Genomic DNA, 20,416 nt, shown 5'->3' on the forward strand with positions numbered 1-20,416 from the left:
AAAATCAATTAGCTCTGCCCTTGGAGAGGCTGAAGGGCTGTTCAATCGGCGGCCAGCGATGCGAGGAGATCACTGATGTACAAGGCGCCGGTCGAAGAGATTGCGTTTACGCTGAAGCATGTTGCCGGCCTGGGCGATGCAATCGAAGCTGGTTTGCTCGGTGACCTTGGTGATGATCTCGTCGACGCCATCCTTCATGAAGCGGGACGATTCGCCACGGATGAAGTTGCGCCGCTCGCCGAGGTTGGCGACCGTCAGGGTTCGCGCCTCGTCGACGGCAGGGTAGTAACGCCCGATGGTTGGCGCGATCTCTACAAGAACTGGATCGCCGGCGGCTGGAATGGCCTGACCGCACCAGAAGACTTCGGTGGGCAGGCGCTGCCGCATATGCTGAACGTCGCCGCCCTGGAAATGTGGAATTCCGGATCGATGGCGTTCGCGCTCTGCCCGACGCTGACCATGGGTGCGATCGAAGCGATCAACAGCCATGCGTCCGGCGAACTCAAGAATACCTACCTCGCAAAGCTCGTCTCGGGTGAGTGGACCGGCACGATGAACCTGACGGAGCCGCATGCCGGCTCCGACCTCGGCGTGCTCAAGACCCGCGCCGAACGCCGGGACGACGGCACCTACCGCATCTTCGGCCAGAAGATCTTCATCACCTGGGGCGAACACGACGCCGCCGACAACATCATTCACCTGGTCCTCGCTCGCCTCCCGGACGCACCGGCCGGAACGCGTGGCATCTCGCTGTTCCTCGTGCCGAAATTCCTCGTCAATGCGGACGGATCGCTTGGCGCCCGCAACGATCTCTTCGCGCACTCGCTGGAGCACAAGCTCGGTATCCACGGCTCGCCGACCTGCACCATGATCTATGGCGACGGCAAGTTCGGCGAGGAGAAGGGGGCAATCGGCTGGCTGGTCGGCGAGGAGAACAAGGGCCTCGCCTGCATGTTCACGATGATGAACAATGCCCGCCTTGCCGTCGGCATGCAGGGCGTCGCGATCGCCGAGGCGGCGACGCAAAAGGCAGTCGCCTATGCGAGAGAGCGGGTTCAGGGCAAGGCGCCGAACTGGGCGGGTGGCGGCATGAGCCCGATCATCGACCATCCGGATGTTACCCGCACGCTCCTGACGATGAAGGCGTTGACGCAAGGCGCCCGCGCAATTTCCTATACCTGTGCCCATGCCATCGACATGTCGCATCGCGCGGCGGATCGAAAGCAGCATTGGCAGGAGCGCGCAGCACTGCTGACGCCGATCGCCAAGTCCTTTTCCACCGATGTCGGCGTCGACGTCGCCTCATCAGGCATTCAGGTGCATGGCGGCATGGGCTTCATCGAGGAGACGGGAGCCGCGCGCTATCTGCGTGATGCGCGCATTGCGCCGATCTATGAGGGCACGAACGGTATCCAGGCGATCGATCTCGTCACCCGCAAATTGACGCTTTCGGACGGCGACCAGGTGCACGGTTTCATCGCCGAGCTGAAACAGATCGCCGACCAGGTCCGCCATTCCAACCTCGGCGGCTTCGGCGCGACCTCAAATCGCCTCGATTCCGCAATAACCGACCTCGGCGAGGCGACGGACTGGCTGCTGGCGCAGGTTCGCGATGCTAAGGTGGCAGAGGCGCTGGCCGGCGCGACACCGTATCAGCGGCTCTTCGGCCTTGTCCTGACCGGCTGCTATCTCGCCAAGGGCGGGCTCGCGCAGGCACCGGCGGGAGGTGCCGAAGGGCGCATCGCACTCTGCCGTTTTGCCGCGGAAAATCTTCTTTCGGAAGTGACGGCGCTGAAGGACAGCGTCATCAACGGCGCCGCAAGCCTTGCGGCTGCCAAAATAGTTCTCGCCTGAGGAACCATCATGACAGAGCAGGTCATCGTCGAGCAGGATGCGGCACACCCCGGCATCCAGATCATCCGTTTCAACAGGCCGGAAAAGAAGAATGCCATCACCCGCGCCATGTATCGGAAAATGGCGGAGGCGTTGATTGCCGCCAATGGCGATGCGGCGATCAAGGCGACGGCTTTTCTCGGCACCGAAGGTTGCTTTTCCGCGGGCAATGACCTCGGAGATTTCCTCGCAGCGGCGATGGGCGGTGCCATGCCTCGCGAGATCGTCGAATTCCTCTACGCCATGGTTCGCTCCGAAAAGCCGATCGTGTCAGGTGTCGACGGGCTGGCGATCGGGATCGGAACCACAATGCACATGCATTGCGACCTGACAATCGCCTCAGCGCGCAGCCAGTTCCGCACGCCGTTCGTCGACCTCGCCCTCGTTCCGGAAGCGGCGTCCAGCCTGCTTGCGCCGCGGATCATGGGACACCAGCGCGCCTTTGCGATGTTGGCTCTCGGTGAGGGCTTCTCCGGCGAGGAAGCACGGGGGGCGGGACTTGTCTGGAAAGTCTGTGCGCCCGATGAGGTCGAAAGGACAACGCTCGCAACCGCTGCCAAGCTTGCCGCCAAGCCGCCAGAAGCGCTGAAGATCGCGCGCAACCTGATCCGGGGCGATCGGGAAGAAGTCATTGCGCGCATCGATGACGAGGCGCGTCACTTCTTCGACCGCCTACACAGCGCCGAAGCGAAAGCCGCCTTCGAAGCCTTCATGCGCCGCTGACGTGGGAATAGTCGAGTTTCGTCAAATTTTAAGCCAGTTTTAAATACCCCTCTAATATTAGGGGTATGACGGCGCGCTGATGGCGCAGTCGTCCGGGCGCATGAGGCGCTTTGTCCCGTTTTGCCCATAGCCTGCGCATCGAGTAGCCCGCGCTTCGTCAAGTACGGCGCGGACCACTCACGAAAGGAAAATCCTTGAAAAAGAAGACGAATTTGATGACGCGCATCCTCGTTGCCGCGTCTGCCGTTGTTCTTGTGGCCTTTGCCGCCTTTTCCTACTACATCAATTCCGTCGAACGGAGCACCGCGACTGCCGCGATCGAAGCCAACATCAGCTCGTCCGGTGAGCAGGCTGCAAGCAGCCTGGCCAACTGGATGAATGGTCGTGTGACGCTGACCGCCATGGTCGCGAACGCCATCGGCCGCGCCGCCGATCAGAAGGGCGTCGAAGCCGTGCTCCAGAACGATGTTCTGACCAGCCAGTTCGTCAGCACCTATTTTGGCGACGAGCAGGGTGTCTTCACCATGTGGCCGAAGCTGCCGATGCCGGACGGCTATGATCCGCGCAAGCGCCCCTGGTATCAGGATGCCGTCAAGGCCAACGCCAGCGTCATGACCGAGCCCTATGTCGATGCGTCGAGCGGCGATCTCATCATCAGCTCGGCCGTTCCCGTCAGCCACGGCGGCAAGCTGGCCGGCGTGACCGGCAGCGACTTCTCGCTGAAGACCATGGTCGACATGATCAAGGAGATCGATCTCGGCGGCAAAGGCACGGCCTTCCTCGTCAACAAGAGCGGGCAGATCCTGATCCACCCGGATGCAAAGCTGGTGACAAAGACGCTTGCCGACGCTTTCCCGGCTGAGACACCGGTGATCAAGGCCGGGCTCGTTCCGACTGAGTTTGCCGGCAAGGATGTCCTCGTCAGCTTCATGCCGGTTGCAGGTTTGCCGTCGGTCGAATGGTACCTCGGCTTCGTCGTGGACAGCGACGCCGCCTTCGCTTCGCTGAACGAATTCCGCATTGCCGCAACCATTGCCACGATCCTCGCCGTCGGCCTGATGATCTGCGCCATGGCCTGGCTGCTGCATGGCCTGGTGATCCGTCCCGTCACCGATATGACCGCCGCGATGCAAAAGCTTGCCGCCGGCGATCTGTCGGTCTCCATTCCTGGCGAGCAGCGCCGCGACCAGATCGGCTCGATGGCCGAGGCTGTGGCTGTCTTCAAGAAGAACGCGGTTGATCGAGAGCGCCTTGAGGGTGAAGCCGAAACCGGCCGTGCCCTTACCGAGCGTGAGCGTCATGAGCGTGAGCAGCAGAAAAACCGCGAGGCAACCGAAATCCGTCATGCCGTCGATGCGCTTGCCAGTGCCCTCGGCGCGCTGTCGGATGGCAACCTTGCGCATCGCATCGACGCGCCGTTTGCCCCGCATCTCGACCGCCTACGTAATGACTTCAACAACGCCGTCACCAAGCTCCACGGTGCTCTGCATGCCGTGGGCAACAACGCGCACGCCATTGATGGCGGTGCGAGCGAAATCCGCACGGCCGCAGACGGCCTTGCCCGCCGCACCGAGCAGCAGGCAGCCTCGGTCGAGGAAACGGCTGCAGCGCTCGAGGAGATCACCACGACGGTCAAGGACACGGCACGTCGCGCTGAGGAGGCCGGCAATCTCGTCTCGCGCACCCGCAACGGCGCCGAAGAGTCCGGCAACATCGTGCGCAAGGCGGTTTCGGCAATGACCGAGATCGAGCAGTCCTCGCAGAGGATCGCCAACATCATCGGGGTGATCGACGACATCGCCTTCCAGACTAACCTGCTGGCGCTGAATGCCGGCGTCGAGGCGGCACGCGCCGGCGAAGCCGGCAAGGGCTTTGCGGTCGTCGCCCAGGAAGTGCGTGAACTGGCGCAGCGCTCGGCCCAGGCTGCGAAGGAAATCGAAAGCCTGATCACTGCTTCGAATAGTCAGGTTCGCTCGGGCGTCACGCTCGTCGGCGACACCGGCAAGGCGTTGGACGCGATTGTCGGTCAGGTTCAGGAGATCAGCCGTCATGTCGATGCGATCGTCACGGCGACCCGCGAACAGTCGACGGGGCTTGCCGAGATTAACACTGCTGTAAACACGATGGACCAGGGCACGCAGCAGAATGCCGCCATGGTCGAGGAGCAGACGGCAGCGAGCCATGGGCTGGCGCAGGAGGCGGCAAAGCTGATGCAGTTGCTGAGCCAGTTCAACCTGCAAGCAGCATCCCACGCTGCGGTCAGCCGTCGCGCGGCCTGATGTAATCCTGCGAAGACCGGACGCTCGCGCTCGTCGCGGGCGTTCTCGTTGGAGGGCGCGACCAGCGGTGATTAAAAAATATTACTTTTAATCAAATCTTACGGATCTTGGGCTTTAGTGGCGTGCAATGCATGATGCAGGATGGACGTTGTCCGTACCGTTCTCCCCACACCATTAAAACGAGTGTTCCCCCAGGCGATCAACAGGAGATTGACTGAAGCACATCGTTCAGCCGCACTGAGGCCGCTCTATGTCCAAATTGAAGATCAAGACGCTTCTTCCGCTTCTTTTTCTGTCCCTTGTCGTCATTGCCCTGGTGCAGGGTGCGATCGCGGCCTTCTCGTTGATCAATCTGGAGGCCAACACCCGGCAGATCGGGGCGCAGAACATTCCGAACACCGAACGGCTCCACGCGATCGTCACGACGCTGAACGACGTTCGTCGCAGCTACGCCGACTACCTCCTTGCAACAGGTAAGACGGACTTCCGCAACGCGGAGACGACACTCAAGGCCCGCCGCCAGCGCCTTGCCACTGCCATTGGCGCCTTCGACAAGCAGCCGAAGAGCGATTACATGAGCCAGAATTTCGGCCGGCTGCAGAAGGCGCTCACCAACGACGCTGCGCTTGCCGACAAGATCATTGCGCTGGCGCTCGACAACAAGCGCAGCCAGGCCAACAGCCTCTATCGCGGCGAACTTTCCATGTCCGCCAACAACATTCAGACGCTCGTCGACGGAATGTTGGCAAAGGATCGGCAGTCGACCGATGCCGCTCTCGCTGCCGCGACCGGTAACTATAACGCAGGCATCTCGTCCATCGTCGGTGGCCTCGTCGTCGCGCTTGCCGTCGCCGTTGCTGCGGCCTTCCTTGCCTGGACGCGCATTTCTCAGCCGATCTCGACGATCGCCACCCGCATGGCCCGTCTGGCGGACGGGGATCTCGACGCGGCCGTCCCTTACGCCGGGCGCAAGGATGAGATCGGCGACATGGCGGCTGCCGTAGCGATCTTCCGCGACAACTCTTTCGCACGCCTCGACCTCGAACGGAGCGCCGAGCACACCCGCGAGCAGGCTCAGCAGGAGCGTTCCCGCAACGAAGCCTCGAAGGCACGTGAAGCCAGCGAGATCCAACATGCCGTCGATGCGCTTGCCGAAGCGCTGGGCGCTCTCTCGGAAGGCGATCTCACGCGGACGATCGAGACGCCTTTTGCCGACCACCTCGACCGGCTGCGCAGTGATTTCAATTCCTCCGTGGCCAAGTTGCGGGCTGTTCTTCAGGAGGTCGGTGACAACGCTCATGCGATCGACGCGGGCGCCGGAGAAATCCGCACCGCCGCGGACGGGCTTGCCCGCCGCACTGAACAGCAGGCTGCCTCCATCGAAGAAACGGCAGCCGCGCTCGAAGAGATTACGACGACCGTCAAGGACACAGCGCGCCGTGCCGAGGAAGCCGGCACGCTGGTCACTCGAACCCGCAACGGCGGCGAAGAGTCCGGCAACATCGTCCGCAAGGCGGTCTCGGCAATGACCGAGATCGAGCAGTCGTCGCAGAAGATTGCCAATATCATCAGTGTCATCGACGACATTGCCTTCCAGACCAACCTGCTGGCGCTGAATGCCGGTGTCGAGGCGGCACGCGCAGGCGAAGCCGGCAAGGGCTTTGCTGTCGTCGCCCAGGAAGTGCGCGAGCTGGCACAGCGTTCTGCCCATGCCGCGAAGGAAATCGAAAGCCTGATCACCGCCTCGAACTCACAGGTTCGCTCGGGCGTCACGCTCGTCGGCGACACCGGCAAGGCGTTGGAAGCAATCGTCGGTCAGGTTCAGGAGATCAGCCGTCACGTCGACGCAATCGTCACGGCAACCCGTGAGCAGTCGACGGGGCTTGCCGAGATCAATACGGCCGTCAACACGATGGACCAGGGCACGCAGCAGAACGCCGCCATGGTCGAGGAGCAGACGGCAGCGAGCCATGGGCTGGCGCAGGAAGCAGCAAAGCTGATGCAACTCCTTGCCCAGTTCAACCTGCAGGCAGCATCCCACGGCGCATCATCCTACAGCCGTCGCGCCGCCTGATTGATTGATACACACAAACTGGAACGCCCGCGCTCGTCGCGGGCGTTTTGTTTTTCGCGCCGCTACTTCTCCAGCGTCGCCACGACCTCGACGTGCGATGTCCACAGGAACTGGTCGATCGGGGTCACACCGGTGATGCGATAGCCACCCTCGACGAGCAGGGCGAGATCCCGGGCGAGCGTCACCGGATTGCAGCTGACGGCGGCGATTTTCTTGACCGTCGAGCGCGCCAGTTCCTTGCACTGAAACTCGGCGCCGGCGCGCGGCGGATCGAAGACCACGGCGTCGTAGACCTTCAGCTCGGATGTCATCAGCGGCCGGCGGAAGAGGTCTCGCCTTTCGACGCTGACCGGCTTCAGACCCTGCGTGTTGCGAGCAGCGTGATCGAGCGCCGCCAGCGGCTTGTCCTCGCTCTCGACCGCAAGAACCCGGCCGACGCGGGCAAGGCGAAGCGAGAAGGTGCCGGCGCCTGCGAAAAGATCGGCGATGCGTTTCGCCTTGCCGACATGCGCCAGAACCAATTCCGCCATTGCGTCTTCCGCCTGCTTGGTCGCCTGCGTGAAGCTGCCGGGCGGCGGAACGACATTGACGCCGCCGAAATCGACGATCGGCTTCGATGGTTCGACGAGGATTTCGTCGTTGAGCGAGACGCGGGCGATGCCGCGAAGGGAAAGCACCGTCTCGATCGCCTTGCGGCGCTGCTGATCCGAGAGTTTCTTGATGCCGTCGACCGCGAGATCAAGACCCGACAGGGTCTCCAACACGGTGATGCGGAACGCTTCGGCGCTATTGGCAAGTGCTGCACCAATCGCCTTGATCGCCGGCAGCCTGGCCATGATGCCCGCCGACGAGATGGGACATTCCTCGATGGCGACGATGTGGTGGCTTTCGGCCTGATTGAAGCCGATAAGCATGTCCTTCTCGGTCCGCCGTGCGGCGAAGACGACACGCCGCCGTTCGCCGGGATGAGCGACGACGAGGTCGGCAACGTCAGCCGTCAGTCCCTTCGATTTCAGCGCATCGACGACAAGCTGACGCTTGAAGCCGCGGTAGGCAGCATCGTTCATGTGCTGGAGGCTGCAGCCGCCGCAGGTGCCGTTCACACCGTCCGGTCCGAAATGCCGGCACGGAGGAGCCTGGCGATCGGCAGATGGATCGGAGATCGACATCACCGTGCCGTGGTTCTTGACGCGCGCGATGGCGACGGTTTCGCCGGGCAGGGTGAAGGGTACATAGACCGGCCCGCCATCCGCGTGCACGATGCCATCGCCCTGGGCGCCCAGCTTTTCGATCGTAACAGTTTGCGTGCTCACGGTTTTGTCCCTGCGAGTAGAAATTCCTGATTACCGTCGCCGCCGGCAATGGGTGAGGGGATGAGGCCAAGGCTCTTCCAGCCCATATCCTCGACGAACCAGCGCTCGAGTTCGGCCGCGACATCGGGCGCCGATGACGGGTCCTTGAGAAGCCCCCCCTTGCCGATCGCCTCGCGCCCGGCCTCGAACTGCGGCTTGACGAGGAGAGCCGCGCAAGCCCCAGCTTCCGCGATCTCAAGAGCAGGGGCAAGCGCCAGCTTCAGCGAGATGAAGGAGACGTCCGACACGATAAAGGTGAGCGGATGGCCGATATTCTCCGCCGTCAGGTTGCGGGCGTTGAGGCCTTCGATGTTCGTCACGCGGGGATCACTCGAGATGCGCGGATGCATCTGGCCATGGCCGACGTCGATCGCGGTAACATGGGTTGCCCCTTGGGCCAGCAGCACTTCGGTGAAGCCACCGGTTGATGCGCCGACATCGAGACAGTGATGTCCTGACGGGTCGAGCTTGAAGTGATCGAGCGCTGCGGCGAGCTTCAGCGCCGCGCGGGACACATAGTCCTGCGCCGGATCGTCGATTTCGATTGGGGCATCCTCGCCAAACAGCGCACCTGCCTTCGTCACGATCTTGCCTCCGACCTTCACGGTGCCGCGTTGCACCGCATCCCGCGCTCGGGAACGGCTGGCGAAAAGACCAAGGCTGACGAGCAACTGGTCGAGGCGTTGTGTGTTTTGATCGGACATCGGCTGTCCATGACCGGCAAAGCCGTTAGTTGCAAGCCTTTTGTTGGAGAGGCGTCGCTGGCAGCAGGATGGCAGCGGTTCATCGACACTTCCGTCGGCCTTTCGCCAAACAAAAAAGACGGCCCCGTCTCCAGGGCTGTCTTCATCTAATGAGATTGAACTATCCGGCAGCGCCGACGCCAAATGCGGCGGGCCGGCCAAGCGCCTTGAACACGGTCGAAACGATGCCCGCGCGATCGAGGCCGGCATGGGCGTTCATCACTTCCGGCTTTGCCTGTTCCACCCAGATATCGGGCATGACAAGCGAGCGGACCTTCAGGCCATTGTCGAGCAGGCCGTCCATGGCCAGGAACTGCATGACTTGGCTGCCGAAGCCGCCGACCGCCCCCTCTTCGACGGTGATCAGGATTTCGTGGTGGCGCGCCAACTGGCGGATCAGATCATGATCCAGCGGCTTGGCGAATCGCGCATCGGCAACCGTCGTCGAAAGCCCGGCTGCGTCAAGGTCCTCGGCAGCAAGCAGACAGTCAGCGAGGCGGGTGCCGAACGAGAGCAGCGCCACTTTCGCGCCTTCCTTGACGACGCGGCCCTTGCCGATCTGCAGGATTTCACCACGGACGGGCATTTCTATGCCGACGCCTTCGCCGCGCGGATATCGGAAGGAGATCGGACCGGCATCATAGGCTGCCGCCGTTCGCACCATATGCTTCAGCTCAGCCTCATCGGCGGCCGCCATCACCACGAAGCCGGGGAGGGTGGCGAGGAACGTCGTATCGAACGAGCCTGCATGCGTCGGGCCGTCGGCGCCGACGAAACCGGCGCGATCGATCGGGAAGCGAACCGGAAGGCCCTGGATCGCGACGTCGTGCACCACCTGGTCATAGGCGCGCTGCAGGAACGTGGAGTAAAGCGCGGCAAACGGCTTGAAGCCCTCGGCGGCTAGACCGGCGGCAAATGTCACCGCATGCTGCTCGGCAATCCCGACATCGAAACACCGCGACGGGAAGATGCTTGCGAGCTTGTCGAGGCCAGTCCCGTTCGGCATGGCGGCGGTAATGCCGACGATCTTGTCGTCGTGCTCCGCTTCCTGCACCAGCGCTTCGGCGAATACGCTCGTGTAGCTCGGCGCATTCGGCTTCACCTTCGCCTGCGCGCCGGTGATGACGTCGAACTTGTTGACGCCGTGATACTTGTCGGCTGCCGCCTCGGCGGGCGCGTAGCCCTTGCCCTTCTGCGTCACCACATGGATCAGCACGGGGCCGTTGGCATTGTCGCGCACATTGCGCAACACCGGCAGCAGGTGCTCGAACGAGTGACCGTCGATCGGCCCGATATGATAGAAACCCATCTCCTCGAACATTGTCCCCCCGGTCACATAGCCCCGGGCATGCTCCACGGCGCGAGTGATAGCGCGGTCGACACTCTTGCCGAGATAGGCCGTCAGCTTCTTGCCGAAATCGCGGAAGCCCATGTAGGTGCGGCCGGAAGCAAGGCGCGCGAGATAGGCGCTCATCGCGCCGGTCGGCGGCGCAATAGACATGTCATTGTCGTTGAGGATGACGATCAGGCGGGCGTCGAGCGCGCCAGCATTGTTCAATGCTTCGTAGGCCATGCCGGCCGACAACGCGCCGTCGCCGATCACGGCAATCACCCGGCGGTCTGTCTTGTCGAGGTCGGAGGCAACCGCCATGCCGAGGCCGGCGGAGATGGACGTGGAGGAGTGAGCAGCACCGAAGGGATCGTATTCGCTTTCCGCGCGGCGCGTGAAACCGGAGAGGCCGCCTTCTTGGCGCAACGTCCGGATACGGTCACGGCGACCGGTGAGGATCTTGTGCGGATAGCACTGGTGCCCGACGTCGAAGATCAGCCGATCTTCAGGCGTGTTGAAGACGCTGTGGATCGCAATCGTCAGTTCCACCACGCCGAGTCCTGCACCGAGATGACCGCCGGTGCGCGACACCGCATCGATCATTTCATCGCGAACCTCGCGCGCAAGCTGCGGCAGGTCGCGATCGTCAAGCTTTCGGAGGTCGGCTGGATAGGGAACCTTATCCAGCAGCGGCGTCTTCGGCGATTGTGTCACGGGCGGGCGCTCTTTCTTGTCTTTCTTGGGCAGGATGCCTTTAAGCCATAAATTGCGGTGAAAAAAGTCGATTTCAAGAATGGCCGAAACTCCTTTCTAAAGGAGATCAGCCTTCCGGCAAAGGTATGAATTCTTCTTCGTCCCCCGGTACGATGTCGAACTTGCCGGTCCGCCACTCTTCCTTGGCCTTTTCGATGCGCTCTTTCGAGGAGGAAACGAAGTTCCACCAGATGTACCGCTTCGAGTTCAGCGCCGCTCCGCCGAACAACATCAGGTGACAGCCCTCTCTGCCAGCTTCGAGAGTGATCGCATCGCCGGGGCGGAAGACGAGCAGCTGATCGGCTGCAAACCTATCGCCCGATATCACGACTTCGCCTGACAGTACGTATGCCGCCCGCTCCTCGTGTCCCGCCGCGAAGGGAAACTTCACACCCGGTTCAAGGCTGATATCGGCATAGAGCGTGTCGGAAAACACCTTCACCGGTGAAGACATCCCCTCGAACGATCCGATGACGACACGCCCGCGCACGCCGCGTTCGTCGATCAAAGGCATGTCGCTCTTTTCGGTATGCGCAAAGGAGGGATCGATCTCCTCCTTGTCATCCGGCAGTGCGAGCCAGGTCTGCAGGCCCGACATCAGCAGCGGATGGCCGCGCAAATTATCGGGCGTGCGCTCCGAATGGACGATGCCGCGCCCTGCCGTCATCAGGTTGATGTCGCCGGGGCGAATGACCTTCTCGGTGCCGAGGCTGTCCCGATGCCGGATCTCGCCGTCGAAGAGATAGGTCACCGTCGAAAGCCCGATATGCGGATGCGGCCGCACGTCCAGCGCCTCGTTCGGCTTCAGGATCGCCGGCCCCATGCGGTCGAAGAAGATGAACGGCCCGACCAGTCGCCGCTGCCGCGTTGGCAGTGCTCGCCGCACCTCGAAGCCGCCAATATCGCTGGTGCGGGGGATTATGAGGTTCTCGATCGCATCGCAGGCGAAAGCATCGCCGGGCAGGGGATCTTTACCGGGGAAAAAGGACATCAAAGCGTCTCCGATGAGGTTGTGCCTAGACTAGACCGATTACCGATGGCGGACTAGGAAAACTTGATCGCCAGGAGGCGACGCTCTGTTCATCACGACGACGATTTCGGAAAAGCTCTTGCTTATGCCCCGTCCAGCGGCTCGACGCCCTGCGGCTTGCCAGATCGGTCAAGGCGGATCTTTTCGATGCGGTTTTCGGCGGCCGAAAGCAGCGTTTCGCAGTGCTTCTTCAGCGCTTCGCCGCGCTCGTAGATCTCGATGGATTCGTCCAGCGCCACGTCGCCGCGTTCCAGCCGGGCCACGATGCTTTCGAGCTCGGCAACCGCCTTCTCGAAGGAAAGACCGGAAACTTCCGGCTTGGCGCTGTCAGTCATACTCAACCCTTCATCATTCTAAGAATATGCAGGCCAGCCGACTCGGCGAGGCCTTCGAGATCATAGCCGCCTTCCAGCAGGCTGACGACCCGGTTTGCGGCACTTTTGTCGGCGACCTCAAGCAACCGCCCGGTTGCCCAGTCGAAATCCTCGCCGACGAGATTGATCTGCGCCAAGGGATCGCGGTGATGCGCATCGAAGCCGGCGGAGATGATGATCAGGTCCGGGCGAAAATCAACGAGCGCAGGCAACACCCGTGATTTGAAAGCTTCGCGGAAGTGATCGCTACCGACATTCGGAGACAGCGGCGCGTTGACGATGGTACCGTGCTTGCCGCTTTCCTCCTTCGCGCCGGTGCCGGGGTAAAGCGGCATCTGGTGCGTCGAGCAGAAGAGCACGGAGGGATCGTCCCAGAAGATGTCCTGCGTGCCGTTGCCGTGATGCACGTCCCAGTCGACGATCGCCACACGCTCCGCACCGTGCGCTTTCTGGGCATGGCGGGCGGCGATCGCGGCATTGTTGAAGAAGCAGAAGCCCATTGCCGTTGATTTTTCGGCATGATGGCCCGGCGGGCGGGCCGCAACGAAGACGTTATCGGCCTTGCCGGTAAACACATCATCGACCGCGGCCATCGCGCCGCCGATCCCCGTCAGTGCCGCTTCGAAGCTCTTTCGGCTGGCGTAAGTATCGGCCTCGAGCTGATTGATCTCGCCATCCTCTTCGGGCACGTGGCGCAGCACTGACAGCAGGTGCTCTTCGGGATGGGCGAGCAGAACGGCTTCTTCGGCGGCCTGCGGTGCGCGCTTGCGGTCAAGACCTGCGAAGTTCGGATGTTCCAGCGCCACGTTGATCGCCCGCAGACGGTCGGACCGTTCGGGATGGCCGGCGGGCGTGACGTGTTCCAGGAAGATCGGGTGCTCGTAAAGGCGGGTGCTCATGGTGTCACTCTATCTTTCCGTCCCGTCATGATCCACAGCAGATGGGGCTCGGCGCGGCAATTTCAACAAGCGCGCGCCTTGGTCATGGGGCCAGTCCTGCGTTTACTTCGTCCGGCCCCGCGGCTAGTCTTTGGGGAGGGGAGAATTGGCAGAAAGATCAATGAACGAGGTCACGCGTACCGTTGAGATGAATGTGCCGTTCCGCGACGTCGACATGAACGGCCAGGTTTTCTTGGGCTCCTACATTTCCTATGCCGAGTCGGTGCTGGCGACCTTCTGGTCGTCGAGGCCGCAACTGGCGAATGAGCCGCTTTATATCGCCAGCAAGGTGACCTGTATCCTCCATCGGCCGCTGCATTACGATGAGCGGGTCGTGTTCACGGCGTCGGTCGACAAGATCGGCATGCGTTCGGTCGGCTTCATCATTTCGGCCGATATCGGCGACGAGCGCTCCGCCGAGGTCGAAATTATCTGGCAGGCGCGCTCGCGCGACGATCGTTCGCCAGTCCCGCTTCCCGAAGACACGCGTGACTGGCTTTATGGTTTCGTCGATTAGCTGCGCACCGGCAGGAGGGGATAGCCGACCATGACCGCGCGGCCGACAAGTGCCGCAACGAAGGCCTTGACGACGTCGCCGGGGATAAATGCCATTGAGCCGAGGAATGCCTTGGAGAGGCCAAGCTGGGCGGCGAACGCCAGATAGACGATGCCGCAGGCGTAGAGAACCACGATGCCGCCGATCATCGCGGCGAAGAAGAAGCCGACCGTCTGCACCAACGCCGACTGTTCGGATTTGACCAGCCGTTCGCTGAGATAACCGGTGACGAAGGCTGCCAGCACCCAGCCGATCAGAAAGCCGGTGGTCGGTGCGGCAAAGGCAGCAAGTCCGCCACGACCGCCGGAAAGCACAGGAAGGCCGATCGCGACAAGCACGAGAACGATCAGGACCGCGATCGTGCCGCGGCGCGCGCCGAGCACGACACCCGCCATCATGACGCCGAGCGACTGCGCCGTAATCGGCACCGGTATGAAGCCGAGCGTGATCGGCGGCAGAATGCCGAGCGCGACGATGATGGCCGCAAAGAGGGCGGAGAGAACGAGGTCGCGAGTGCTCATGCAGGGCTCCTGTTAGCGAGTTCTCAATTGACATGCCGCCGAACGCCGCGCGCGTCAATTGCCGCAGCAATGTTATCCGCATCCCTCAGCGTCAGAATGATCAATGGCACGAGCACGGTTGTCGGCCGCACCTTGATACCGCGCGCCGCGTGCGCCTCGCGGATGGCACGATAACGATCGAGAATCTCGGGAACGAAGCGGACGACGAGCCCGACAGCCAGCCCGACATCGTCGGCCCGAAGAAGTCCGAGCCGCTCCAGTGGCCTGGCCAGCAGGGTAATTTCGTCGATGAATTGCGCAATAGCAGTTGTTGCAGTCACGGCAGCGGCAAACAGCATCAATGCCGTGAGACGGAGCAGGGCGACGACGGCGATATGCCAGGGATTGAAGGCCAGGCTGAACAACGCCACGATGAGGATCGTCAGGAAGACCGGCTTCAGTCGCGCAAGCGCGGATCGCGCCGGAAGGCCGATGCTGAAGTAGATCCCGGCCGTCGCGAGCACTCCAAGGGCAAGCAACAGGAGGTTCGCCGTAAGGACGAGCATGACGCCGAGGGCCGCAAGAACAAGCAGCTTGGCGCGGGCCGAAACCCGATGCATGGCGCTGTTGCCTTCGACGAAAAGCGACTTCATCGGCTTGCGATCTCCCTGTAGCGGCGGATCGCCTCTCCGGCCGGCGCGTCGGAGACGAGAACGCCCTCATGGAAAACCAGTACGCGCTCGTAATCCGCGACCAATTCCAGATCGTGGCTGATGACGATCGCGCTCTCCGGAAGGCTTTCCACCAGCCTTTGCACGAGGCTGCGGTTCTTGAGGTCCAGCTGATTGGTCGGCTCGTCCAGGATGAGAATATCGGGCCCGGTTGCGAGCACGGAGCAAAGGGCGGCAAGTTGCAGCTCTCCGCCCGAGAGCTCGTGCGCCCGGCGGTCGGCAAGATGGGCCGCGCTGAAACGCTGCAGGACCGCCTCCACCTTCGCCGCAATTTCCGCCGGCTTGTAGCCGCGGCACTTCAGACCGAAGGCGATGTCGTCGCGCACGACCGGCAGGATGATCTGGTTTTGCGGCGACTGGAAGATGAAACCGACATCGGTGAGAACGGCCTTGGCGTCGGCCGTGTCGCGACCGTTGACGATCACCCGCCCGATGCTCGGCTTGGTCAGGCCGTTGATGAGGCGCGCAAAGGTCGTCTTGCCCGAGCCGTTGAGGCCGATGATGCCGATGCGCTTTTCTGTGAGCTGCAGCGTCACGGGCGCCAGCGCGACGCGCGCACCATAGCTGACCCCTGCGCCTTCGAAACGGATATCCACCTGGTCCCTCGTGAATTGAGAGGCCGTTCTATAACGAATTTCGCGCTTTGAAAGCTCAAAATCTCGCAATGAATGCCGGCCGCTCCTACCTGATGATCGTCCTAACTTAACGGGTGGCTAGGAACATTTTCCGTTCTATGATGTGCACATGACGAATCTCATTTCGAATTCCGATGCCCGCCGCATATTCCTCGCCAAGCAAGGCCTGAGCGCGCCGCCGAACAAGGCGCTGACGAAGGCCGGCCTGCTGGAGCTCATCCACGAACTCGGCTTCGTGCAGGTGGACAGCATCCAGACGGTGGAGCGAGCCCATCACCAGATCCTGTTTTCCCGCAACCAGACTTACAAACGCGAGCATCTGACGGCGCTACTGGAGAAGGACGGCTCGCTCTTCGAGCACTGGACGCACGACGCCTCGATCCTGCCGAGCGCCTTCTTCCGATACTGGAAACACAAGTTCCGCCACGAGGAAGAGGTAATCGGCGAGCGCTGGCGAAAATGGCAGGGGGAGGGGTTCGAACACGCCTTCGACGAGACATTTGAGCGCGTCACTCGTGACGGCGCCATCATGGCGCGCGAGATCAAGGCGGACGGGCATGTTTCCGGCGGCTGGTGGAATTGGCATCCCAACAAGACGGCGCTGGAATATTTCTGGCGCACCGGCAAGTTCGCCATCGCCGGACGCTCGAACTTCCAGAAAATCTATGATCTCGTCGAACGCGTCATTCCGCCTGAGTTTCACGAGCCGGAAGTCACCTACGAGGAGTTTGTCGACTGGGCCTGCCGCAGCGCGCTGACCCGACTGGGCTTTGCCACGCATGGCGAAATCGCCGCCTTCTGGGATCTGTTGTCGCCCGATGAAGCGAAAGCCTGGGTCAACGCGCATCGCGACGAGTTGATCGAAGTCCTGATCGAGCCGGCGCTTGGCGGAAAGCCGCGCCCCTCCTGGGCCGTCCCCGACCTGCTTACGAGCATGCAGGACTATCCCGGCGCACCGCCGCGCGTGCGCGTGCTCAGCCCCTTCGATCCGATGATCCGCGACCGCAATCGCACCGAACGGCTCTTCGGTTTCTTCTATCGCATCGAGGTTTTCGTGCCCGAGCCGAAGCGGGAATACGGATATTATGTCTTCCCGCTGCTTGAAGGCGACAAGCTGATCGGCCGCATCGACATGAAGGCCGATCGCAAAGGCGGAAGCCTCGACGTCAAGCGTCTGTGGCTGGAACCGGGCGTACGCCCGTCGGCCGGGCGGATCGAAAAGCTTCTCGCCGAACTTGACCGACTGGCCAAATTCACTGGCGTTGAACAGGTCGTCCTAATGGATAGTTGGCAAGGCTGAGCGGCGCTCATCGATAGTCGATATTTTAGGAAATTGCGTCGTAATTACAAAGAATTAATGTTGATGCGCGCTTTACCATGCTTGTCTTGAACTCTTTAAGAGCCGCCTGCGTAGGATGGCTGCATGAAAACACGAGCCATCAAATTCGCCGCATTGGCGGCACTGAACAGCCTTCGCCGTGAAGTGAGGGCCTTACTGCGCAAGCGGCGCGATGCGCGCGCCGCCACGATCGTCACACGGGCCGGACGGCAGGCGAAGATGGAGCCGTTGGCAGTGAAGTCAACGCTGATCGATGCGGTCTATTTCAGCCAGGAGGATGGCCGGCTTCGCGTCTGTCTGAGCAACGGCGAAGAGCGGCAGTTCGAGGGCGTGGCGGAAGCCGAGGTCATCGCCATGGTCACCGCCCAATCGCCGGGAAAGTACTATATCGAGAACGTCAGCGGTCGCTTCAAGCGCATCGCCGCCTGAGCGTGAAGCAGGCGGCCGCCTCTATCGCATCGAGGTTTTCGTGCCGAGCCGAAGCGGGCATGCGGCTACTATGTCTTCCCGCTGCTTGAAGGCGACAAGCTGATCGGCCGCATCGACATGAAAGCAGATGGCAGAGGCGGGAGCCTCGACGTCAAGCGCCTATGGCTGGAGCCGGGCGTGCGCCCCTCGACCGGTCGCCTGGACCGGCTCGACGCCGAGTTGCAACGCATCGCGCGGTTCTCCGGCGTCGAGAAGGTCGCCTATCTCGACGGATGGCGGGCTTAGTAGATCTCTGTCTTCGAAATCTTGATGCCGAAGCCTTCGAGACCGACATAGTGCCGCTCGCGGCTCGTCAGGAGCCGGATCGACGATACGCCGAGGTCTTTGAGGATCTGTGCGCCGAGACCGATTTCCAGCCACTCGCTGTCGCGCACCTGTGCCTCGACGTGTGCCTCGCGTCCCTGGCTGCGTGCCTTGCGACCACTGTCCGAATGACCGACGCCGACGGAGCCTTCCCGCAGGTAGACGATGATCCCGCGACCTTCCTCGGCAATCTTCTTCATGTAGTGGTCGACGGGACGGCGCTTGCCGAAAAGGTCCTCGGCGACATTCTCAGGGTGCAGGCGCACCGGAATGTCGATGCCGTCGCGGATGTCGCCGAAAACGACGGCGAGGTGCTGCATCGTATCCCAAGGCAGCGAATAGGTATGCGCCTTGGCCTTGCCGAAGGGTGTTTCGATGTCGAAGCTCTGGCCGAGTTCGATCAGCGTTTCTTTGCGCTGGCGGTAAGCGATCAGGTCGGCAACGGACACCAGCTTCAGGCTATGCGTTTCAGCGAATTCGACGACCTGCTGCCCGCGCGTGACGGTCCCGTCATCGTTAACGAGTTCGCAGATCACGCCGATCGGCGGAAGGCCGGCGAGCTTGCAGAGATCGACAGCAGCTTCCGTGTGGCCCGAGCGCATAAGCACTCCGCCTTCCCGCGCAACGAGCGGGAAGATGTGACCCGGGCGCACGAAGTCGGCGGCGCCGACATTGGGATTGGCGAGGTTGCGAACGGTCAGCGTCCGGTCGTCGGCGGAAATGCCGGTCGTCGTGCCGTGCTTGAAATCGACAGAAACGGTGAACGCCGTCGTGTGCGCCGAGTCGTTTTCGGCAACCATCGCATTCAGGTTGAGCCGGCGGGCCTCCTCCTTCGGCATCGGTGTGCAGACGATGCCGGAGGTGTGACGGACGATGAACGCCATCTTCTCCGCGGTACAGTGAACGGCCGCGACGATCAGGTCGCCTTCGTTCTCGCGGTCGTTGTCATCCATCACCACGACGATTTCGCCGGCCTCGAAGGCCCGGATCGCATCGACGACGCGCTTCTGATCGTAAGGCATGTCTGTATTTCCTATTTCAGTCGGCCGGTCTGGCCGCGGTCACGGAGGTAATGGTCTGCGATGGCGCAGGCGACCATCGCCTCGCCGATCGGCACGGCGCGGATGCCGACGCACGGATCATGCCGTCCCTTGGTCCGGATATTAACATTGTTGCCGTCGGCATCGATCGACTGGCGCTCGGTCAGGATCGACGAGGTTGGCTTGATGGCGAAGCGCGCGATAACCGGCTGGCCAGTCGAAATGCCGCCTAAGATGCCGCCCGCCTTGTTCGACAGGAACAAGGGCTTGCCGTCATTGCCCATGCGCATCTCGTCGGCGTTTTCCTCGCCGGTGATCTCGGCGGCTTCGAAGCCGTTGCCAATCTCGACACCCTTGACGGCATTGATCGACATCAGCAGCGAGGCGATGTCCTGGTCAAGCTTGCCATAGATGGGGGCGCCGAGGCCCGCCGGCACGCCTTCGGCCACGACTTCGACGACGGCGCCGATCGAGGAGCCGTTCTTGCGGATACCGTCGAGATATTCTTCCCAGACGGGAACGATCGCGGCATCAGGTGCAAAGAACGGATTCTGGTCGACCTGGTCCCAATCCCAGTTCTGGCGGTTGATCTTGTGCTTGCCGATCTGCACCAAGGCGCCGCGCACCTTGACCTCAGGCACAACAAGACGGGCAATGCCGCCAGCCGCCACGCGCGCCGCCGTTTCGCGGGCCGAGGAACGGCCGCCGCCGCGATAGTCGCGGATGCCGTATTTCACATCGTAGGTGTAGTCGGCATGGCCGGGCCGATATTGCCGTGAGATCTCACCGTAATCCTTGGAGCGCTGGTCGGTGTTCTCGATCATCATCGAGATCGGCGTACCGGTCGAAATCATCGTCTCGCCGTCGGCGTCCAGCATGACCCCGGACAGAATCTTGACCAGATCGGCCTCGCGACGCTGCGTTACAAAGCGCGACTGGCCGGGCTTTCGCTTGTCGAGCCAGACCTGAATATCCTCGAGCTTGAAGCGCAGACCGGGGGGGCAGCCGTCAACGACGCAGCCGAGCGCCGGGCCGTGGCTTTCGCCCCAGGTGGTTACGCGGAAGAGATGACCGAATGTATTGTGCGACATGTGTCCCGACCGGATCACGCCAACCGATCGTCACCGGCGGCGTCCTTCATCTGAAAATGCGCGACACTCATAGGCCAAAAAAACGCGGCGGCAAAAGCCTTTCTTTGCTCCAAATCGCAATCTTCCGGACATTCTGCCCATATCGGGGAAGAAGTCGAGATCCATTACCGCTGGCATGCATTTTATGGTCGGCAGGTGCGACGCTACTACGGCGAGCGGCGCAGCGGATCGGAAGTCGTCGTT

The 20,416-nt window shown here is 62.1% G+C and carries 19 protein-coding genes and 1 pseudogene; 8 read left to right on the top strand and 12 right to left on the bottom strand.

Annotation, left to right across the window (positions count from 1 at the left end; all coding sequences use genetic code 11):
- Window positions 1–75 precede the first annotated feature (75 nt).
- The 4 genes from IB248_RS27555 to IB248_RS27570 all read left to right on the top strand — a co-directional run bounded on the left by IB248_RS27555 (window position 76) and on the right by IB248_RS27570 (window position 6,969).
- A complete protein-coding gene (locus IB248_RS27555; RefSeq protein WP_018859356.1) occupies window positions 76–1,854 on the top strand; it encodes an acyl-CoA dehydrogenase in 1,779 nt (592 codons plus the stop codon).
- Window positions 1,855–1,863: 9 nt separating this feature from the next.
- Window positions 1,864–2,616, top strand: coding sequence for a crotonase/enoyl-CoA hydratase family protein (locus IB248_RS27560; RefSeq protein ID WP_192241945.1), 753 nt, complete (start codon window positions 1,864–1,866; stop codon window positions 2,614–2,616).
- 194 nt (window positions 2,617–2,810) lie between these two features.
- Window positions 2,811–4,895, top strand: coding sequence for a methyl-accepting chemotaxis protein (locus tag IB248_RS27565; RefSeq protein WP_192241946.1), 2,085 nt, complete (start codon window positions 2,811–2,813; stop codon window positions 4,893–4,895).
- 250 nt (window positions 4,896–5,145) lie between these two features.
- Window positions 5,146–6,969 (top strand): HAMP domain-containing methyl-accepting chemotaxis protein, encoded by a 1,824-nt coding sequence (locus IB248_RS27570; protein WP_192241947.1) that lies wholly within the window; start codon window positions 5,146–5,148, stop codon window positions 6,967–6,969.
- A 62-nt stretch (window positions 6,970–7,031) separates the two neighbouring features.
- Here the strand turns inward: IB248_RS27570 and IB248_RS27575 are convergent, their stop codons facing one another.
- The 6 genes from IB248_RS27575 to IB248_RS27600 form a co-directional block, all read right to left on the bottom strand.
- A complete protein-coding gene (locus tag IB248_RS27575) occupies window positions 7,032–8,282 on the bottom strand; it encodes a class I SAM-dependent RNA methyltransferase (protein ID WP_192241948.1) in 1,251 nt (416 codons plus the stop codon).
- The gene (locus IB248_RS27580) at window positions 8,279–9,025 is read right to left on the bottom strand and encodes a TlyA family RNA methyltransferase (protein ID WP_018858965.1); all 747 of its coding nucleotides are present in this window, start codon (window positions 9,023–9,025) and stop codon (window positions 8,279–8,281) included. Before IB248_RS27580 ends, IB248_RS27575 begins: the two co-directional genes overlap by 4 nt.
- Before the next feature lie 160 nt (window positions 9,026–9,185).
- Window positions 9,186–11,108 (bottom strand): 1-deoxy-D-xylulose-5-phosphate synthase, encoded by a 1,923-nt coding sequence (gene dxs, locus IB248_RS27585; RefSeq protein WP_169682703.1) that lies wholly within the window; start codon window positions 11,106–11,108, stop codon window positions 9,186–9,188.
- A gap of 106 nt (window positions 11,109–11,214) precedes the next feature.
- Window positions 11,215–12,138 (bottom strand): pirin family protein, encoded by a 924-nt coding sequence (locus IB248_RS27590; protein WP_169682701.1) that lies wholly within the window; start codon window positions 12,136–12,138, stop codon window positions 11,215–11,217.
- Window positions 12,139–12,260: 122 nt separating this feature from the next.
- The gene (locus IB248_RS27595) at window positions 12,261–12,512 is read right to left on the bottom strand and encodes an exodeoxyribonuclease VII small subunit (protein ID WP_025582353.1); all 252 of its coding nucleotides are present in this window, start codon (window positions 12,510–12,512) and stop codon (window positions 12,261–12,263) included.
- A 2-nt stretch (window positions 12,513–12,514) separates the two neighbouring features.
- Window positions 12,515–13,450 carry a histone deacetylase family protein gene (locus IB248_RS27600; RefSeq protein WP_169682699.1) on the bottom strand — a complete coding sequence of 312 codons (936 nt, stop codon included), beginning with the start codon at window positions 13,448–13,450 and terminating at the stop codon, window positions 12,515–12,517.
- A gap of 160 nt (window positions 13,451–13,610) precedes the next feature.
- Here IB248_RS27600 and IB248_RS27605 point away from each other — a divergent pair, with 160 nt between their 5' ends.
- Window positions 13,611–14,006 (top strand): hotdog domain-containing protein, encoded by a 396-nt coding sequence (locus tag IB248_RS27605; RefSeq protein ID WP_018858971.1) that lies wholly within the window; start codon window positions 13,611–13,613, stop codon window positions 14,004–14,006.
- Here IB248_RS27605 and IB248_RS27610 read toward each other — a convergent pair.
- Genes IB248_RS27610 through IB248_RS27620 form a run of 3 tightly spaced genes read right to left on the bottom strand, consistent with a single transcriptional unit; the run spans window position 14,003 to window position 15,872 of the window.
- Window positions 14,003–14,566, bottom strand: coding sequence for a biotin transporter BioY (locus IB248_RS27610; RefSeq protein ID WP_018858972.1), 564 nt, complete (start codon window positions 14,564–14,566; stop codon window positions 14,003–14,005). The two genes, IB248_RS27605 and IB248_RS27610, sit on opposite strands and share 4 nt — an antisense overlap.
- A 23-nt stretch (window positions 14,567–14,589) precedes the next feature.
- Window positions 14,590–15,198 (bottom strand): CbiQ family ECF transporter T component, encoded by a 609-nt coding sequence (locus IB248_RS27615; RefSeq protein WP_169682697.1) that lies wholly within the window; start codon window positions 15,196–15,198, stop codon window positions 14,590–14,592.
- The gene (locus tag IB248_RS27620; RefSeq protein WP_169682695.1) at window positions 15,195–15,872 is read right to left on the bottom strand and encodes an ABC transporter ATP-binding protein; all 678 of its coding nucleotides are present in this window, start codon (window positions 15,870–15,872) and stop codon (window positions 15,195–15,197) included. Before IB248_RS27620 ends, IB248_RS27615 begins: the two co-directional genes overlap by 4 nt.
- A 148-nt stretch (window positions 15,873–16,020) precedes the next feature.
- On the opposite strand from IB248_RS27620, the gene IB248_RS27625 reads away from it, so the two are divergent.
- The 3 genes and pseudogenes from IB248_RS27625 to IB248_RS27635 form a co-directional block, all read left to right on the top strand.
- Entirely contained in the window at window positions 16,021–17,211 is a 1,191-nt protein-coding gene (locus tag IB248_RS27625; protein WP_169682693.1) for a winged helix-turn-helix domain-containing protein, read from the top strand.
- A 258-nt stretch (window positions 17,212–17,469) separates the two neighbouring features.
- Entirely contained in the window at window positions 17,470–17,679 is a 210-nt protein-coding gene (locus tag IB248_RS32420) for a KTSC domain-containing protein (protein WP_025661086.1), read from the top strand.
- A 22-nt stretch (window positions 17,680–17,701) separates the two neighbouring features.
- Window positions 17,702–17,964 (top strand): annotated as a pseudogene (locus IB248_RS27635) (crosslink repair DNA glycosylase YcaQ family protein); the annotation flags it as partial.
- On the opposite strand, the gene ribB reads toward IB248_RS27635, so the two are convergent.
- The 3 genes from ribB to IB248_RS31405 all read right to left on the bottom strand — a co-directional run.
- Entirely contained in the window at window positions 17,961–19,064 is a 1,104-nt protein-coding gene (gene ribB / locus IB248_RS27640) for a 3,4-dihydroxy-2-butanone-4-phosphate synthase (RefSeq protein WP_018858978.1), read from the bottom strand. The pseudogene IB248_RS27635 and the gene ribB sit on opposite strands and share 4 nt — an antisense overlap.
- 11 nt (window positions 19,065–19,075) lie before the next feature.
- Window positions 19,076–20,173, bottom strand: coding sequence for a chorismate synthase (gene aroC / locus IB248_RS27645; RefSeq protein ID WP_018858979.1), 1,098 nt, complete (start codon window positions 20,171–20,173; stop codon window positions 19,076–19,078).
- A gap of 30 nt (window positions 20,174–20,203) precedes the next feature.
- Window positions 20,204–20,416 (bottom strand): hypothetical protein (locus IB248_RS31405; protein ID WP_210333077.1); only part of this gene is annotated, 213 nt, incomplete at its 5' end.

It is taken from the genome of Rhizobium sp. RHZ01 (assembly GCF_014851595.1).
Taxonomy (GTDB): domain Bacteria; phylum Pseudomonadota; class Alphaproteobacteria; order Rhizobiales; family Rhizobiaceae; genus Rhizobium; species Rhizobium altiplani.

Bases quoted from the DNA above. Each gene is read 5' to 3' on its own strand.
- IB248_RS27570 (WP_192241947.1), top strand. From the start codon at position 5,146: ATGTCCAAATTGAAGATCAAGACGCTTCTTCCGCTTCTTTTTCTGTCC.
- IB248_RS27605 (WP_018858971.1), top strand. From the start codon at position 13,611: ATGAACGAGGTCACGCGTACCGTTGAGATGAATGTGCCGTTCCGCGAC.
- IB248_RS27560 (WP_192241945.1), top strand. From the start codon at position 1,864: ATGACAGAGCAGGTCATCGTCGAGCAGGATGCGGCACACCCCGGCATC.
- IB248_RS27600 (WP_169682699.1), bottom strand. From the start codon at position 13,450: ATGAGCACCCGCCTTTACGAGCACCCGATCTTCCTGGAACACGTCACG.
- IB248_RS27625 (WP_169682693.1), top strand. From the start codon at position 16,021: ATGACGAATCTCATTTCGAATTCCGATGCCCGCCGCATATTCCTCGCC.
- IB248_RS27590 (WP_169682701.1), bottom strand. From the start codon at position 12,138: ATGTCCTTTTTCCCCGGTAAAGATCCCCTGCCCGGCGATGCTTTCGCC.
- IB248_RS27615 (WP_169682697.1), bottom strand. From the start codon at position 15,198: ATGAAGTCGCTTTTCGTCGAAGGCAACAGCGCCATGCATCGGGTTTCG.
- ribB (WP_018858978.1), bottom strand. From the start codon at position 19,064: ATGCCTTACGATCAGAAGCGCGTCGTCGATGCGATCCGGGCCTTCGAG.
- aroC (WP_018858979.1), bottom strand. From the start codon at position 20,173: ATGTCGCACAATACATTCGGTCATCTCTTCCGCGTAACCACCTGGGGC.
- IB248_RS27595 (WP_025582353.1), bottom strand. From the start codon at position 12,512: ATGACTGACAGCGCCAAGCCGGAAGTTTCCGGTCTTTCCTTCGAGAAG.
- IB248_RS27580 (WP_018858965.1), bottom strand. From the start codon at position 9,025: ATGTCCGATCAAAACACACAACGCCTCGACCAGTTGCTCGTCAGCCTT.
- IB248_RS27610 (WP_018858972.1), bottom strand. From the start codon at position 14,566: ATGAGCACTCGCGACCTCGTTCTCTCCGCCCTCTTTGCGGCCATCATC.
- IB248_RS32420 (WP_025661086.1), top strand. From the start codon at position 17,470: ATGGAGCCGTTGGCAGTGAAGTCAACGCTGATCGATGCGGTCTATTTC.
- IB248_RS27555 (WP_018859356.1), top strand. From the start codon at position 76: ATGTACAAGGCGCCGGTCGAAGAGATTGCGTTTACGCTGAAGCATGTT.